Genomic DNA, 18,513 nt, shown 5'->3' on the forward strand with positions numbered 1-18,513 from the left:
AATGAATGTTGGATCAAAAAAACAAAGCCCCTCACGTATTAAACATGAGGGACCGTCAGATTAAATCATTTCGTGATTACAACGATCATTTTCTCGCTGGATGTTGCACCGGAATCATTAGCAAGCTCGCATCGATATTCGTACGTGCCAACAGGTTTGTCATGAATAACCGTAATAGTAGTTTGTGCATTTGGCGTTCTATCATTAAGCACTTGCGTATCGATGAGAATCCCATTCTCGTATAAACGGTAAGTCGTACCGTTTGTTCCCCACCACATATTCATACTGACTTTAAAGTTCCCATTACCATCCCAGTTATCATGGGATAGAATGGGTACAGCCGGAGCCGCTTCTGTAACGGTTACCGTATGAACATCACTTCTCGTCGTGCCTGATGTATTGGTAAGCTCCGCATAGTAACGATAAGTTCCGTTTTTTCGATGCAGATTGGATGTGACGGCAGTTTGCGCATTTGGCGAATGATCCGTGAGGGACTGCGTATCGATCAGTACGTCATTCTCATACAATTTATAGGTGGTACCGTTATTTCCCCACCACATGTTCATGGCTATCGCATACGTCCCGTCCTTTATTCCTGTATTGTATCCTTGATTGTCCGAGAGAACCGGTTTGCCAGGGATACCTTTCGGATCGGGCCTTGGCGATGGATTCACTTTCAACTGTCCGGTTCCCTCGCTGCCCAAGAGATATGCCGCATCATTTTGGCTGTAGAAAGCTTGAAGCGGGTAAATAGTCTCTTGATTCGGGTCGGCTTGTATTTGGATCTTGTAATTCAACATTGCAATCCCATCCGCATCGGTTACTGCCTCTCCAACAGGCTCCCCCCCGTACACAGCAAAGGATACATTTTCCCCGGAGATTGCTTGACCGTTCTTATCATGCAGCTTAGCTTGCAGCAGCACCGTGTCATTGGCCCCTCCCTCAACGTCTGAAGTCTCCAGTATCGTGCTATGGTATAGCTTGAACGTCAATTTTTGCTCGGTTATTATTCCTGCCGGATCACCCGCTTGCACGACCAAGAGGTGCTCCCCTTTAACGGTGATTGGTGTACCGGACGTCCATGGTTCTCCATCCAACAGAATCCGAGCTTCTAGAGCTTGACCTTCCTCCGTTTCCACCGTCACAACCGGAATGACCTCATCTGCATAACTTTCTCCTTCTGCAACACCTTGAACCGTGATGATTGGAGAAGCTGCATCATGGATCCATTGCGCAGTTCTGAATTTCTTGGAATCTTTGACCTCCCCGATTCCGGAACCCCATTCGATATACCCTTTCCGCCCCGGCCCATCATTATCGTTCACAAGGAAAGAGATACTTAGGGCTTCATTCGTACTCGGTTTGACCTGTGAAATCTCTGACCAAGGAAGTGCCATTTCATAGATCGTAAGCTTTTGCACTTCATCTCTTATTACCTGCGAGGAGCCATTCGTTACAAGTCCTTTAGCACCGGAATCCGGTGACAGCCAACGAAAGATTTGCGGTCCTTGCGGCGTATCGGAAATTCCCAGCTCATAATAGCCCCTATTCTCTCCTGGAATCCCAGCCATCATAGCAAACTGGATGCTGTCGTTCTTCCAGATTTCCTCTCCACTTGCAGGAGCGGAATGAACATCATCCTTTATTTTTGCCGTCAAATAGAAACTATCCGAATCCCAGTTCGCCCATATGCTGCCGTCCAAATCGGCCGGACCGGTATAATTCTGCATTTTGACCGTTCCCTTGGATAGCTCGACGATCGGGGTTTGTGCGATGACGCCGGGGTCAACGGTACCGTCCACCTCAACCGTACCGCGAATGATCGGATTGAAGTCAAAGTTTCCTTCATAAACAAAAGGTTCTTTTCCGTCAAGATATATAGTGACTTGGACCGGATAGCTAGCTCCAAAGTCAAAACCATGGAGCGGAATATCTATTGTATCTATAGTATCCGGCGGGATTACCAAGTCTATGGCTTGATTGCCGGATTGATTACCGAACTTCCAATCTATTTGTTGAACGCTGAGCCCTTGCGCCTTTGAATGGTTATTGATTTGCACCTTCAAGCCTTCATTCTTCGAACTCATCTCTGTAATCGTAGGAGTGACCCGGACACTATATGATGGAGCAGCCTGAATGATATGCTTTAAATGACCGATTTTCCTTCCATTCGCGGTCAAATCCACTTTGAGATATCGGGTACCTTCTTCTCTCCATCCAGGTAGAGTAAAAGTCTGCGAAGCTTTCTGGCCTGCTTCCGCGCTCAATGGGTACGATTCCCCTTCAACCGTAAACGAAACGGAGAGCGCTTTGCTTGAAGCATTATTCATCTCCATTTTAAGTGCGATAGGCTCGCCAACTACCGCCTCATCTCCTGTTAGGTTGAAGGTTGTGTCCATAGCAATGTCATCAATATCGCTTTTGATGTAAATCGGCTCTTCAGTAAGCGTCAAATACACTTTGCCTTCCATCGGTGTGTACGTCTCGGTATTCCCCATAATATCCATGATTTGAATCTGAGAATTCGTATTGATCACCGTTTGTACGGGGGTATTGGCCCAGATGACCCGCAAGTTCTGACCGTCCTTGTTAAACTTATAGCTCGATATATTCGCATCGAAGGATTCCCGATCAACGAATTGGGCACCGATAAGCTCTCTAGTCATCGCCGCATAAGCCGCATATGCAGGCTTCGGCGTAAATGCTCCTTTCGGGTCATTCGCATTCCGCAAGATGCCGAAGTTATCTTCATGGTAACCGCTATCCATGCCATCGTTCATCAAGTCGTACCAGAACACTTTTTCAACACCCTCTGCAAGTGCCTGGACATGAGTGCGCACGAGATAATCGGCTTGTGTATTTTCGCTAATGCCAATGCCGCCAATAGACGTCGGCCATCCAACCTCGGTGAACCAAATCGGCTTCAATTGCCCTTGATTATACTGACGAATCAGGTCCTGCGTGCTGCGCACGTTATCAACAATGCCATCCGGAGAGCGCTGGCTTTGGTATGGGTGAATGGAGACAGCATCCATATACTGCAGCCCTCCAAGCTTGAACACCTCCTCCATCCAGCTGAGTGGCGTACCGGCAGTAGCCATCCCAACCACCGTGACATCGGGTCTGGCAGCTTTTACCGTTTCATAGGTTTTCTTTAGCAGCTGGAAGTAATAATCCGGGCGAGAGTCAGCGGGACCGTTGCCACGGTCACCGAATCCGCCGTTAAATTCGTTATAAACTTCGACCCAAGGGATTTGATCTCCATACAGATTCAACAGGGCTTTCCCGTAATCGGCGAATCCTTGACGGCCTTGATCCGTATATGGCGTACTGTTCTGATCATAGAATGGATGGGTATAGTCAAGGATGATGAATGGTTTGAGACCATCCTGTTGTGTTCTTTGCATGTAAGCATCGCGATTAGCAGGCTTGCGGTACTTCCCTTTTTCGTATTCGACTGCATCCCAAGGTATCTCATCTCGAAAGTTTTTGACGCCAGCCCGGGTCAGCAATTCGCTTAACTCAGGAGTCCATCCTTGAGGGGTTTCCCATGCAAGGTGTGTCGACATGCCAAACGGAGAACTGTCCGTTACAGTTGGATCCGTATTGGATAGACGAGCCAAAGATATCTCCGAGCTTTTGATCATCTGGCCATTCTTCACTGCGTCGATCGATAATTTAAAATAACCCAGCTGCTGTAAAGGAATGGATAGATTCAATTGCCCTCCCTGTACCCCTTCAATTCCCTCCAACACCTTATGATCCAAATGATCGTACATCCTCCAACTCACAGCATCTCCTTGCGTTGTGATTTGGAAGGCGACAGGTTCATTTTCCAAGAAAATATTTCCCATTCTGCTCTGTTGGATTGACAGATCGGGATAAGGCGCTGTTAACACAACATTATCCAATAGGATCTCTCCACTTGATTTGCCACTGTTCAACCCGAACTTTTCCAATAAAAATTCAATTTGCTGGATGGGACCATGCCATTTGCCATCGTTCGCTCCACCGAAATGCAGATAATTTTGACCGCTGTCAAATTTATAAATTTCGATTTTCTGCCAGTTTATCGTTGGTTTTAACGAGAGTTTTTGCTGATGTACTTGTCCGGTTGCATCCTTCAAGCGCAGTGAGATCGAAGACGCATCCGCCGTTTTTATCCAGAATGCAATCTTTTGTATCGAAAGCGGTGATAAGCTCTTACCGAGCGTAATATATTTGCCGCCAGCAGTGAAATCTCCCTGTAGTTTAGCCGCATATAATCCCGATTTGGGTTCAAGCGCATCTCGAACATATCGGCCGCTTGCTCCTGGAAAATCGGTGCCAAGACCCAGTTTCCATATATCAAAACCGTCCTCGAAAGTTCCGATCTTGTTTTCCCATAGAGGAGCTTGCTGGGGAGCGATAGCAGATACCGCATCAATCCACACGTCTCCGCTCGACTGATTACTGCTCAATCCGGCTTTCTCCAGCAGAATCCCGATCCCCTGCGCAGGTCCGTGCCACACGCCATCGTTAGCTCCATTGAAGTGGAGGTAACTTGCTCCACCGTTGAAGTTCGTAATTTCGATCTTCTGCCAAACTGCAGCTAAAGGTATGGATATTTTCTGCTGATGCACCTGACCGGTTGAATCCGTTACTCGCAGTACGATCGCTGTTGCATCGGCAGATTTAACCCAAAATTCAAGCTTCTGCATATCTAACGGAGTGAAATTTCTGCCTATCGCTACGTATTTTCCGCCACCGCTAAAATCCCCATGCAGCTTACCAGCGTACACACCCGATTGGGACACCGTTGAATCCCGTATATATTCGCCTTTCGCTCCGGGGAACTCAGTTCCCAAGCTAAGATTCCACACCTCTTCATCGCTTTCAAAATTGCCAATGACTATGCTCTGTAAAGATTCATCTGCATATGCTGCCAACTTGCTATTGAATAGGAGTCCGTTCATAGGCCAGGTCAATAATAGCAAAACCAACATGGAGCTTAACATCCACTTTTTTATTGCCATATCCTTTTACCTCCCTCTGCAGTATCATTTCAACCCCCGAATAGTAAGCGTTTTCATTTATTGCAATTGCATAGATCCATAATGCCAACCCAAAGCACGTCACTCACATCGGAGAACGTAAAGGTAATCTTCCGACTGTCCGGACTGAACGATGGATGCGGATGCCCCGGATGGACCCCACGGCAAGGCAGCTCGCACAGAAGTTTGGAACGCCTTGTCTCTATATCGATGAGCACGATCTTGGACATGCCTGGCTCCTGTGTATCCGCAACCGCGTATCGGCCATCGGGGCTAATGCCAACATGCCAATACCTGTAGTCTCCATTGATGAATTCATGCCGCTCTCCATGCTGATCCACGAATAAAATGCCCGAAGGTTGGTCCGGGCTATGAGGATACTTCACGAAGTATAAGCCGCTGCCGTCGAAAGCCCAAATTTCATGTCCCACGTATTCCACATGCTGACCGTATTCATCTTTTTTTTGCGAAAAAATATTGCGAGCGACTCCCGTTCTGGCATCTACAGTCCATAACCGATCCGGGATGTGTTCCGTTGCGCCTTCATGGGAGTAAAACAATAAATCCGGATCAACCGGATTAATCATGGCATGATTGGCTACAGGGTAGGGTTCTGCAAAATTCGGTCTAATGACCTCACGAATTTCCCCGCTTTCGGTATCCACCGTGCCGATGATCCAATACGTTTCTCTTAATGCAGGTTCAGAGGATATCAATCGCTGATTCTCTTGCCAATAAACACCCAATACCTTGCCGTTATTCGTAATCGATAAGGGTCCCAGAAATGTGCAATTGGATTCAAGCAGGCCAATTGTTCGGCGTTCACCGCTCCAGGCATCCATAGCGTAAAGTTCATTTTTGTCGAACAAATATAAAACATCATCGCAAGAAACGACGCCACGTCCCCAAGTCAACCCTTCCTCCAGCACCTGTACATCTCCCGTTTCCGAATCGACGCGAGCAACATTTCCCGTCAATGTTTGCCGATCGATATCCGTATGAACGATCAGATGCCGGCTATCCGAGAGCCAGGTCATAGCCGTCATATAATGATGCGCTGTATCATGTCCTTCACACCCGATTGCAAGGATCGGCAGTCCCGAAGTTGGGTCTGTGAATGATCTTCTCTTAAGCATGAAGCTCCCTCCTGTCTTGTAAGCCCCCCTCTCTTCGAACATCTTGAACGAAAATACGCGTGAAGAGAAGCGGGGCTATTAAAAATTATGACAGCTATTTGATAACGACCTTGGAAAGCACTTCCTCGTCGATCTTCTTTGCTGCCGCAGCGAGCAAGGCCTTTACATCCGCATCTTTGTTTGAAAATACCTCCTGCAGGACGTTCGTCAATTCCGCATACGACTCTTGACCATTGTACGAAGGCTCCGGAACGCCTTTCATTAATTGGGTAACCTCAGGATCATACCTAAACACGTTATCCGGATATTGATTGACCAGTTCTTCAACTTTTTTGCCATATTCCGAGTCCGGTTTATAGTAAGCAGGTGCTCCATACATGTAGACTTGACCTTTAGCTTTCCGGTCTTCCAGGACCAGCTTCAGCTCATCAAGCCCGCTGTCTTTGAACAAATCGAAAGTGACATAATTAAAGGCCATTTGCTGTGTTTCCGCCGGTTCTTGCGGATTAATCACATCATAATTTCCACCGAGCACACCGGTGTGATCGCCGCCTTTTTCCATCGACGGGATTGGCAGAATAATCAGTTCTTCTTTCTTCATGCCGCCGTTATTGATCGCATCTTCGATGCGGTCGCCCAGCACCATCGCTGCCCGGCCTTGCTTGAATAAATTATAGACGTCACCGTAGTTCAAAGCCCAGTTTTGCGGAAGCGCATTGCCCTCCCACCTTAGTTGCTTCATGAACTCCATCGCCTTCACGCCCGCTTCGGAGTTGAAGGCCGAAGAAACCTTGCCATCGGCTACAACTTGCGTGGTGCCCCCTGCGCTGTACAAGAAATTAGTCCAGTTCCATCCGCCCTCATTGCCTTTGGCCATCATCGCAAATCCGGCAATGCCTTTAGCAGGGTCGGCCGTTGCTTTTGCCGCCGCATAGAAATCATCCCAGGTCCAGTCCGGCGTTGGCAGTGGAACATTCTTCTCTTCGAATAATTTTTTATTGATCATAACCGCCATGATATAACCATTGGCTGGGATGGCGTGTATCTTCCCATCAATCATAAATGGGCTTGCCAATTTCTCGTTGAAATCATTGGCATGCTCATAATTAGCCAGGAACGGCGTTAAATCTGTCAGCCATTGATGCTCTAGCAATACCTTTCCTTCGGTTGCAGGTACCCGGAAAAAAGAGGGGGCTTGATGAGCTGCCATTTTAATACCGATTTCATCCGGCGAATATTGCCAATCATTCTTTTTTAACGTTACATTAGGATACTGCTCCTGGAACCGATCGAGCCTTTTGTTAATAATCTCAATCCCTGCCAGATTATCCGCCTTTGGAAACTGAACCGTCATCGTAACTGGCGCCGCTTTGGTTTCCTTATTAGAGTCGGCAGACGATTCTCCGGAAGCCCCATGTTCTTTACTGCCGTTATTCCCGCTGCCACAAGCGCTTACGACCACCGAAAAAGCAAGCAGTGCAATGAAAAGCAGATTCTTTTTATTGGTTTTCACTCGTTTTTCCCCTTTCTGAATTGCAATAAGGTAGGTTGCACCTCCATCATACTTGGACGCTATTTTCGAATCGATGATGGATCCACGGATTGTGATGATAGATTCACGGAACTCTGTTACCCCTTGACGCCTGACAGGTTCAGACCATGCATAATATTTTTCTGAAAGAACAGAAAGAAGAGCAGCGGCGGTATCATAATTACCGTCAGCACACTGAACTTCACATTCCAGGTCATGACGAAAGACTGAATAACATCGCGGTACACCACGGTCGCAAGCGGATATTTCTCGGGCGAGGTCAAGACAAGCGACGGCCAGAACCAATCATTCCATGTCGATGTGAATGCAAAGATAAGCAAAGTCGAGAAGACCGGAACAGACATCGGTATGGCAAGCCGGAAAAAACAGCGAAGTTCGGATGCCCCATCCAGGCGGCCCGCTTCGAATAATTCCTTGTTAATGCCATCGAAAAAGCTTCTTAACAGCATAATGTTAAATGCGCTCGCCCCTGCCGGCAACCAGAATGCCCAATAGGAGTCGATCAATCCAAGGCTTTGCAGGTTTAAAAAGTTAGGAATCATATACGTCGCGCTTGGGATCATGAGCGTGCTCATAATAAAGATCGTGATTCCCTTGCGAAACGGAAGCTTCATCTGGGAGAGACTAAACGCTGCGAGACTAACGATCATTAAAGAAACAACGGCATTTCCGCCAAAAAGAAGCAGCGTATTTATAAAAGGCCGGATTATATCCACATATTTGAATCCCTCAATATAATTGCTCCATTGAAATTGATGCGGGAATAGGCTGGGTGGAAACGTAAATATTTCCTGATTCGTCTTAAAAGAAGAGAAGACCGTCGTTGCAAATGGATACAGCATGGTCACGGCAAGTGCAAGAAGCACAAGCAGCATAAGCGCATACCCGATCTGAACCGTCCTTTTTTTGAAATCAAACGAAGACATAATACTGCGTTCCCGATTGCTCATGCTTCTTTGCTCCTTCCTTGAATGTAATAAAGTACCATCGAGAGCGAGGTAAGCACCAGAAACATCAGCACTCCCATCGCCGAAGCTCTTCCGTAATTCAAATTCGTAAATGCTTCATTAATGATCTGGTACATATACGTAAGTGTTGAGTTGTTCGGACCGCCACCGGTGAGAGCCATATGAGTCATAAAACCTTGTGACGTGCTGATCAACTGCATGATGAACATTAAGACATAAATGTGGCGAATGCCAGGAATCGTAATATGGCGGATTCGCTGCAGGACTCCCGCTCCATCGATTTCGGCTGCCTCGTACAAATCTTTGGGGATGCCTACAATAGCTGCCAAATAGATCAGCGTCGTTCCACCAAATCCTTGCCACGTTTCTGCGATCACAATGGAGAGCATAGCTATGCTTTTATCGGTTAACCACATAAATTGATGACTACCAAGCCAGGCTGCGATTTGATTCACCGGTCCTAGTGGATCGTACAGCCATTGCCACATGCCATAAAGCACGACAGCTGGAACGATATGCGGCAAATACACAATTAACCGCATCCCCCCTTGAAACCGGCGCAGCTCGGAGATTGCCATGGCAACGATACTGGGGACCCAGAAGCCAAGCAGTACGCAAAGCAGCATATAATAAAGCGTATTTCTGATCGAAATTAGAAGGGTACTATTCGCCAAAACCTCACGGTAATTGTTCAGACCAATAAATTCATTGCCGCCAACGAAGTCTACCCGCATAAAGCTGTATATTACCCCTTTAACAATCGGTGTCCAAAGAAACAAACAAAAGACGATAAGTGCCGGCAGCAGGAATAGAATCCCCCACATGTAATCTTTGCTTTTTTTGATAAGCGGGTGTACCAAGTCTCTTTGCTCAACCCTGTCGAATTGCGAGAACACCCCCCCACATCCTTTCTATGTTGGTATACCACTTATTTTATAGAAAGGCGGATACGCTTCCCATGACGGCTCCTCTCAACTCCATGACGGATTCTATCCAAAAAAACCGCCCTTCCCCGGGCGGTTCCAAATCAGGCGATATAGACGGCGAGTTCTTGCTCGGACTGGATTACGGGAAGCTTGATCAATGCTCTTGTTCCGCCCTCTTCCCGTGCGAAATAAGTCAGTCCATATTCCTCTCCGAACCTTAACTGAATTCGTTTATGTACATTGCGGATGCCAAAACCTTTATCTGGATCAGCCGTGCCTGACAGAATCGCCTCAACTTTCTCCAAATCAAGGGGACGAAAACCGTTATCCTCAACGGATATAAACAAGGAGTCTCCGGAAACACTTATGCCGATCCAGACTTCCCCCTCCCCATCCATTTTGCCGATTCCATGGAGAATGCTATTTTCGACGATGGGTTGCATGATGACTTTTGGCAGCAAACAGTGTTCCGTTCCTTCTTCCGTATGGATGTGGAAGCGGAAGGAGTGATTGTAACGCTTTTCCTGCAGATGCAGATAGGCCTCGACGTGGCTCAACTCTTCCCGAATCGTAATGATTTCTTTGCCCCGGCTTAGGCCGATCCGCAGCATCGTGGACAAATCCCTGACCATGTCCGCGACCTCTGGTACGCCCCCGCGAAGCCCGTACCAATAGACGGAATCTAGCGTATTGTACAGCAAATGCGGCGTGATTTGGGAATGCATCAAGTTTAGTTCGGACTCTTTATGCTTGATTTCCATCACGTATTTTTCTTTGACCAATTGGTTCAATCGTTCTGTCATCAAATAAAATGAACGGTATGAAGTGCCAATTTCATCCTTGCGGTCTTCTTCCGCATATCTTTTCATTTCTTTACCTGGTTCATAGGAACGGGAGAGACTGGCCAATCTCGCCAACGGTCTTAGAACTGACTTGCCTAAATAGAATAAGAAGAACAAAAGAACGATGAAATAACATACCGCGATGATCCGTATAATCCCTTGTACTTCATTATAGGAACCTAATAATGAGCGGAGCGGAATCTCATAAATAAGCCGATTGGCATACGAAACACTGTCATGGTAGACGTACATATGACTTTCCGTAACCCATACGCCGGGCAAAAGCTCTTTACCATTCTCAGGTATGGTGAAGGTTGGTCCCACAGCATCTAGGCCTACCAATACCGTTCCTTTCCTATCTGTTAGATATACTCTTGTATCTACCGGGAGGGTAATAGAGTTTATTTCCGTCATCAGCAATTTTTCGATTTCTGTGGCTGCTATAACACTGATCGGTTTCCCGCCATGAGAAAGGTCTATAACAGCCCTTATTAGGGCTATCGTTTTGTGCGAATCCTGATTGAAGCCAAATTGCTCAATATGCTCTATCAGGACCTCTCCATCCATCTCTACCGCTTTTCGAATCCAAGCTTTTTCATCCAGACTCTCGATAAAGAAGACACCTGCGCCGGATACATGAGTAGAAGGTGCAAACTCATAGTTTCCAGGGTGCTTGGTCAGCACGAACAAAGAATAGTTCACATTAGTCGAATAATTGCTAAGTACATTCTCCGTTGCGATGTATTTGTGCAAGCTTCGGTCAACACCGGATTGGCTGTCGTCTCTCCATTGCTGGATTGTATCGGAGCTCATGATGGTTACCAGCTTCTGATCTACAGCATCCATGACGCGATCCATCGTCGCATGATTTTGTTTGTTCAATTCGGACAAGGCTTCCCCCACCTGCATTTTGATCGAAAGTGAGGCGCGATTGGAAGCAAACCAGAAAATGAGAAGCATGGGAGTGAAGATAAATACGATGACAAAAAGTACAGCCTTCTTCGTTAATCGTTGTGATTGCAGGCTTCTAAACAATGTAGTTTCACTCCGATCGGACGGAATTAGGGCTCTCCCCATAATATCTTTTGAACACACGGCTAAAATGCTCGGGTGATTCATAACCGACTTCATCCGCAATTTCATAGCGTTTTTTTGGCGTGCTGACGAGCAGGTATCTGGCTTCCTCCAGTCGCAGCCTGGTCACGAATTCCCATACCGTCTCACCGACAATTTGCTTGAATAAATAACTCAGATAGTTTGGACTCAAATGCACAGAATCAGCAATATCCTGTATTTTCAGCCCCTTATTTCGGAAATTCAAGCGGATATATCCAACCGATTGCTGAACGATCGCCTGATCACGATCCGCCAATGATGCAAGGATAAGCTCGGCAGCCTCCGCTAAAAAGGCACAGAGCCGATCCTTGATCTCTGAGCCTGTAAGCGGAAACCGAAAGTACAGGATGGGATCAAGCTCTCTATATTTTTCACCTATCGTCTCTTTCATTTCCAATAAAACGGTGTAAACTCTGTAAGCAATGCTTAACGGGATGCCCGCAGTCGAGTCATTGCTATCAAAAACAGGGGAAATCTCCGAGATAAAACATTGAATATCCTCCTGTACCCCCTCCAGTTTTTTTCCGGTTCTTATCCTTTGCGCCAATTGTTCTGTTTTTTCTTGCCAATTCACCTGACCCGACGCTTCCTTCAAAGAAAAATCCTCGGCGTAAAAAACATTATGATTATCATATAACGCATGCCATTTGACAGCTTTGACCGAATCACGATAGCTTTCTGGGAGTGTGTGCAGTCCAGGCCTTATAGAGCTAATGCCAACAACCGCCTTTAAATGCAAGTAGGATTGAATATGCGTAACGATCTTTTTCCCGATCAAATTCATTTTCGCTACATGCTCCTGATCCCGCTCTTTATGATCCGCCTCGCTAAACTGCATGATGGTAATGATTTGATTGCCTTGGCCATAAAAAGCTACCGCATTCCAGTCCGCCAATGTCTCCTCGATAATATTAACTGTCGCATACTTCAGCAAATTGCGGTCCCTCAGCTTCTGGATAACCTCCTCCTCGGCTCCGAAGCGCCCCCATGAGAGCTCGGTAACAAGCAGCAGGTAATAAGGACCTTCAAATTTTAGACCAATTTGTTCAAAAATAAATAGATAATCATCGGATTTTTCCAATGATCCGGCAATCACTTCATTTAAAATATAGGATCGCAAAGATAACATTCCCGTCATCGAGAATTTAAGCTTTAATGATTCTTCCAATAGCCGCTTATATTTTTTATCGCGGTTTGACAGCTCGGCGCCAACCACCTTGGTCAATTGTGACAACTGAACAGGTTTGATTAAATAATCCCTTGCCCCTAGCCGTATACATTGCTGCGCATATTCAAATTCATCATGTGCCGATATGACAACAACGGGAATATCCGGTTTTTCGGATAAAATAGATTCCATCAACTCGATCCCGTTCATCCCATCCATCTGAATATCTGTCAGCACGAGATCAATAGACTCCATCCGCAAATAATCCAAGGCTTCGTAACCGTTGGAGGCAATCAAAACCTGCGTGATGCTTAAATCGGATATCTCCAGAAATTCCTTGATGCCTTGGCATACAATCGCCTCATCATCTACTACCAATATAGTGTACATTCCTGTCAGTCCCCTCCTTGACGCGATGGAACGATTCTCCCATAAATTATAGGTGCAATGGGTTACTATTTTTCATTATGCAATCCGCATTCGGGTCTTGTCGATGATCAATTCTTTGGGGAGTATGATATTTTCCATGCTTATAGCAAAAAGGCGATAGCTAAAAAGCTATCGCCTTACAATGAAGTCTGCAAGTTCATTTTACGTAAAAAGAGAGCGCTGCCGCTTGCTAGCCACGATTAAGCCTGGCGATCATCTCATTCATTATCTCTTCTGTGAAGGAGCCGCCGCTAAATGTGCTCAAGGCCCGGAGCGGCAGGTTATTGATCATCGCCTCCATCATTCCGCTGAATTCTTTATCTTCCTGCAATTTTGCAAACGGATGGGTTAATAGAATATGATCTAGCTCCTGCCGTGCTTTACTACCCACAGACGGATCGGCCAATAAATCGCAGATCAGGGTATTACGATCAATCCGAAGCGGCAAAGCTGCCGTCGATCTGACCATGACCTTTTGAGCCAGTTCAATCTCCGCGGATGACTTGCCAATCAGTATTTCGAATTCCCCGGTCTCTACATGCCAGCTGTTCATGTCCACGTTGTAGTAGGAGAACGCGCGATGATCCAGATGGAAAGTGACAGCGCGGGATGCTCCCGGTTCCAGGAAAATCTTCTGGAAGCCCTTCAGCTCCTTCTCCGGACGCAAGACGGTGCTTTGCACATCCCTTACATACAATTGTACAATCTCCTGTCCCGGCCGATTCCCGGCATTATGGACAGTGACGGTAACCGTCAGTTCCTCATTATCCTGGATATCGTCCGCATGGATCTCCAAATCCTGGTACGTAAATGCAGTGTAGCTCAACCCAAACCCAAACGGGAATAACGGCTGAATCTTTTTGGCTTCGTAGTGGCGGTAGCCTACAAAGATCCCCTCCCGATAATCAACGCGATCTCCTTCGCCCGGGAAATTCAAATAACTCGGATTGTCTTCAAGCCGTAGCGGGAAAGTCTCCGCTAATTTACCTGAAGGGTTGGCCTCGCCAAATAACAATGCGGCGATTGCGCTTCCGGATGCCTGTCCGCCCAAATAAGCTTCGAAAAGTCCTTTGACCTTGCCGAGCCAAGGCATCTCAACGGGGGCTCCATTGCTTAACACCGCTACCACATTCGGCTGAACCTCTGCGATCGCTTCAATCAAAGCAATCTGATTGTACGGTATTCTCAGATGTTCGCGATCGTATCCCTCAGACTCGCAACGATCGGGAAGACCGATAAACAAGATGGCTGCATCGCTCTGCTTCGCTGCCTCCTGCGCATCCCGGATAAGCTCCTCCACCACTTCGTCATGCTCAAGCGCATAACCCGGTTCATATCGCACCTTCGTACTGCCAACCAGGTGGGTAATTTCCTCAAGCGCATAATCCAGACGGGTAGGGTGGATATGCGAACTGCCTCCTCCTTGATAGCGCGGCGTTTGAGCTAACGCCCCAATGACCGCCACTTGGCTCGCCCTGGATAAGGGCAGAATCTGCCCCTCGTTCTTCAACAGAACGGTGCTCTCGACCGCGGCTTCCTTAGCCAACTCATGATGCTTCATCTTGTCGTAAACCGCATTTTCCTTCTTGCCGTCTATCGCTTTAAAGATAATTCGAAGCAGCCGCTCAACCGCCTGATCCAACCGTTTCTCCGACAGTTCCCCCTTTCGGACAGCGGCGATGATTTTGGCTTCCCCGCCGCCGTTGCTCGTCGGCATTTCGAGCTCAAGCCCTGCTTGCAAGGCGTCGACACGCTCATTGACAGCTCCCCAATCAGATACGACAAATCCTTGAAAATTCCACTCGTCTCTCAAAATATCGCTAAGCAAGCGCTTATTCTCGGAGGCAAATTCCCCATTGACCTTGTTATATGCGCACATGACCGTCCACGGCTGCGATCGCTTGACCGCATTTTCGAAGCTGGCCAGATAGATTTCTCTTAATGTCCGCTCATCTACTGTTACATCGGTTGACATTCTCCGATATTCCTGATTATTAGCGGCAAAATGCTTCAATGAAGTCCCGACGCCCTGGCTCTGCACACCTTGAATATGGCTAGCGGCCATCTCCGAAGACAAATACGGATCCTCAGAGAAGTATTCAAAATTTCTGCCGCAGAGCGGTGAGCGTTTAATATTAGCACCTGGCCCTAGTAAAATCGCCAAATCCTCAGCCTGGCATTCTTCCCCAAGCGCCGTTCCAACCCGTTCGAGCAGCTCCCGGTTCCAACTGCTCGCTAACCCTGCTGCAGAGGGAAAGCAGGTAGCCGGCACACTTTGGTTAAACCCCAGATGGTCCGCTGTGCCAATCTGTTTACGAAGCCCGTGCGGTCCATCGGTTACCATGATCGAAGGAATCCCCAGACGCTCAATGCCCTTCAGATTCCAGAAGTCGGCCCCCGAACACATCGCTGCTTTCTCCTGCAGCGTCATCTGCCGAATAATCGATTGAATATCTCTTGTCGTCATTTTATATAACCTCCCATACAGATACAGAAATTTGAATATCATTATTGGTTTTGAGTCATTTCCTTCAGTTCTTGAATAATAGCTGGGAATTTCTTATCCAACTGATAGACATAAAGAATCAGGATTGCCAAAATGCTGATAACCAGCGGAGCGTACAGGTACACCATCTTGATCACCTCAATGGCTTGCCCGGATTGATTGGCCAGCGTTCCGTCATATCCGCCAAACGCCAGCGACCAGCCTACGGCCGCTCCTCCCAGACCGCTCCCGACCTTGGTTCCGAAGCTGCCCGCGCTGTAGACCAATCCCTCGGAGCGAATGCCTGTCTTCCATTCCCCATACTCAATCGTGTCCGCCAGCATCGCGAACATCGTTCCTACCAGCGGAGCCATGAATAACGCCTTGACTACAGTTCCAATCAGAATAACGTTGAAATTGTACGGGTCGATCATAATGATCGCAATGCCTATCATTCCAAGCACACTGGCGGATAAAGCCGTGTTGCGTTTACCGAAGCGCTTGACCAGCGGTGCAGTAAGCGGGATACCGATCAGCATGGGCAGCAGACTCGCCAGCCCCAATGGGCCTACCAGATCGGGATTCTCCAAGATATACTTGGCGTAATAGGCATTCAGCCCGCTGGTCAAAGCGCTGCCTATATAGACAACCAGACAAAATGCCACCATAAGCAGCCAGTATTTATTGCGGAACAAGGCGGGCAGCGCTCTCTTCAAAGGCACCTTTTTAGCGGCAACAACAGGCTTAACCCGCTCCTTCGTCGCCTTAAACGTAATTAGATACATAAACGGCGCAAGCGCTCCAATAATCAGAAAAGTAAGGAACCAGCCCGTCTTGCCTCCGCCGAAATGATTCACCATAGGCATCGTAACGAAAGTAATTAATGCCGCTCCGGCCATAGCCAGCGTCATTCTGAAAATATTCAGCAGAGAACGCTGGTATGGATCCTGGGTAATCAGCGCATTCAGCGTACCGTAAGGGATATTAATCGCTGTATAGATCAAATTTACCAGCAAATAAGTTGCGTAAGCGTATACAATTGCTCCGGTCGGTCCAAGCTCAGGCGCATAAAACAAAAGGATCAAGCTTCCTCCGAACGGCACGCTCATCCATAGCAGCCAAGGCCGCGCTTTGCCATGCTTGCTGTCTGTCCGGTCTACGATAGCGCCCATTACGATATCCGCACCGCCGTCAATAACTCGAACCAAAAGCATCATAGTCCCGATCACGGCCGGCGCTATTCCAATAATGTCAGTATAAAAAATGCTTAGAAAAGTACCAATTACGGTAAACACAAGGCTGGTCGTAAAATCACCAATGCCATAACCAAGCTTCTCTCTAAAGGAAACAGGAACATATCCTGCTTCATTGTACTTATTTTCACTTGCATCCACTCTCATATCCCCCTGTTCATGCTGTCAGGACTATCGCACTCTCCGCGGCAAAATCCACAGAGAGTGCAATAAATATCCGCTTTGAGGCTATTTTTTAATGACAATTGTATTAAAGGATCCCGCTTCCAGTTCAAAGCTGAGCGTCTGATCGCCCGCGTTCAAATTCAAACGGCGCGCTTCCTTGAACGGATTATTAATGACCACGACGATTTCTCCATCCGGATTGCAGAAAGCGACGGATTTGCCGGTCCAGGCCCCCTGAAGCCCTATTCTGCGTGAGCCGGGAGCAATAAAATAGGCAAAATGCTTCATCACATAGTACTCCGGATTAAACGTATACTGCTTCGTCTGCGGATCTACCGTTATCATGGAATTTTGCTCCCATCCCCAGGTGCTCCGTCCCCGCGGCTCCAGGACCATATTCCAGTAGATATAAGCATTAACCCCATGGGAGAAGTAATGCTGGTACAGATTATAGACATATCTGGCATAGTCCCAGGAGTTTTCACCATCACCGCACTCGTTCTCCGTCTGCATATAACGCAGCTCGGGATAGCTGTCAACCGTCCGCTTAATTGCATTTTTACCTGCCCACTGGTAACCGACTCCTTTAATATAGGAATACGCTTTCGGATCGCTCAGCACAATTCCGGCATAATCGTCAAAATCGGTTGTCCGCTTCTTTAACAGTTCCTCCCATGGGTCAGGGGCATTGATCGTTCCCAGCCAGATTTCTGTATTGAGACCATACTGTTCAAAGGCCGGTCCGAGATAATCAGCGATAAATTCGCGCAGCTGCTCGCCAGTCCATACACAGGAAGGAAACTTCTGATCGGCAATCACTTCATTTTGTACGTGAATTTGATGAATAGGGATTCCCTGCTCTTCGTAGGCTTGTACAAATTTTACGAAATACAGCGCATACGCTTCCAAAATTTCTTTCTCCCAGCGCAAAGTCCCGTAATTGTAGGCCTTCGGGTACTTCATCCATGTCGGCGGACTCCAGGGAGAAGCGAAAAATTTCAAATCCGGATTATAGGATTGCGCCTCTTTGATGTACGGTATAAGATACTTGAAATCTCGCTCGATGGAAAAGTACTTCATCTCCAGATCCCCGTCTGTCTCATTATGGCTGTACCATTTCTCAGCATAGTCACTTGCCCCGATCGGAAGCCGGCAAATCGTAAATTTATGGTCGCCGTCCGGGTGAAATAAGGAATAGAAGATCTCATGACGCTGTTCCTCGCTCAGATGCTGCAGCGCTATATAACCCAGCTCGTTGAAGCATCCGCCAAAACCTTCCACCAACTGATGCAGCTCGCCGTTCAACGACAGGTTAGCGCTTTCTTCTGTATAAGAGAATGACTTCTTCTCTGCCCAAGCCTCCTGCGTTGAGGTTGAATACCATTCCACGGGATAACTCATTATTCATTTCCTCCTTGCTTGAATTAGAGCATTCTTTAC

10 protein-coding genes are annotated in these 18,513 nt (G+C 47.3%); all 10 read right to left on the reverse strand.

Annotated elements, in window-relative coordinates:
* Positions 1-65: 65 nt before the first annotated feature.
* Positions 66-5,015 (reverse strand): sugar-binding protein, encoded by a 4,950-nt coding sequence (locus tag DMN77_RS05710; protein WP_179013922.1) that lies wholly within the window; start codon positions 5,013-5,015, stop codon positions 66-68.
* 53 nt (positions 5,016-5,068) lie between these two features.
* Positions 5,069-6,169, reverse strand: coding sequence for a TolB family protein (locus tag DMN77_RS05715; protein WP_179013924.1), 1,101 nt, complete (start codon positions 6,167-6,169; stop codon positions 5,069-5,071).
* 94 nt (positions 6,170-6,263) lie between these two features.
* A complete protein-coding gene (locus DMN77_RS05720) occupies positions 6,264-7,682 on the reverse strand; it encodes an ABC transporter substrate-binding protein (RefSeq protein WP_372775434.1) in 1,419 nt (472 codons plus the stop codon).
* Between the two features lie 116 nt (positions 7,683-7,798).
* Complete coding sequence (locus DMN77_RS05725) at positions 7,799-8,671, reverse strand: carbohydrate ABC transporter permease (protein ID WP_068782313.1); 873 nt, start codon at positions 8,669-8,671, stop codon at positions 7,799-7,801.
* Positions 8,668-9,585 carry a carbohydrate ABC transporter permease gene (locus tag DMN77_RS05730; RefSeq protein ID WP_229521092.1) on the reverse strand — a complete coding sequence of 306 codons (918 nt, stop codon included), beginning with the start codon at positions 9,583-9,585 and terminating at the stop codon, positions 8,668-8,670. Before DMN77_RS05730 ends, DMN77_RS05725 begins: the two co-directional genes overlap by 4 nt.
* A 131-nt stretch (positions 9,586-9,716) precedes the next feature.
* Positions 9,717-11,492, reverse strand: a complete 1,776-nt coding sequence (locus DMN77_RS05735; RefSeq protein ID WP_179013925.1) for a cache domain-containing sensor histidine kinase — start codon at positions 11,490-11,492, stop codon at positions 9,717-9,719.
* A gap of 7 nt (positions 11,493-11,499) precedes the next feature.
* A complete protein-coding gene (locus tag DMN77_RS05740) occupies positions 11,500-13,131 on the reverse strand; it encodes a response regulator (RefSeq protein ID WP_179013927.1) in 1,632 nt (543 codons plus the stop codon).
* Positions 13,132-13,360: 229 nt separating this feature from the next.
* Positions 13,361-15,637, reverse strand: a complete 2,277-nt coding sequence (locus DMN77_RS05745) for a beta-glucosidase family protein (protein ID WP_179013928.1) — start codon at positions 15,635-15,637, stop codon at positions 13,361-13,363.
* A 41-nt stretch (positions 15,638-15,678) separates the two neighbouring features.
* On the reverse strand, positions 15,679-17,049 hold the full coding sequence (locus tag DMN77_RS05750; protein ID WP_372775437.1) for an MFS transporter: 1,371 nt from the start codon (positions 17,047-17,049) through the stop codon (positions 15,679-15,681).
* A gap of 87 nt (positions 17,050-17,136) precedes the next feature.
* Positions 17,137-18,474, reverse strand: a complete 1,338-nt coding sequence (locus DMN77_RS05755) for a glycoside hydrolase family 30 protein (protein WP_179013931.1) — start codon at positions 18,472-18,474, stop codon at positions 17,137-17,139.
* Positions 18,475-18,513 lie beyond the last annotated feature (39 nt).

This window comes from Paenibacillus sp. 79R4, from assembly GCF_013393165.1.
Taxonomy (GTDB): domain Bacteria; phylum Bacillota; class Bacilli; order Paenibacillales; family Paenibacillaceae; genus Fontibacillus.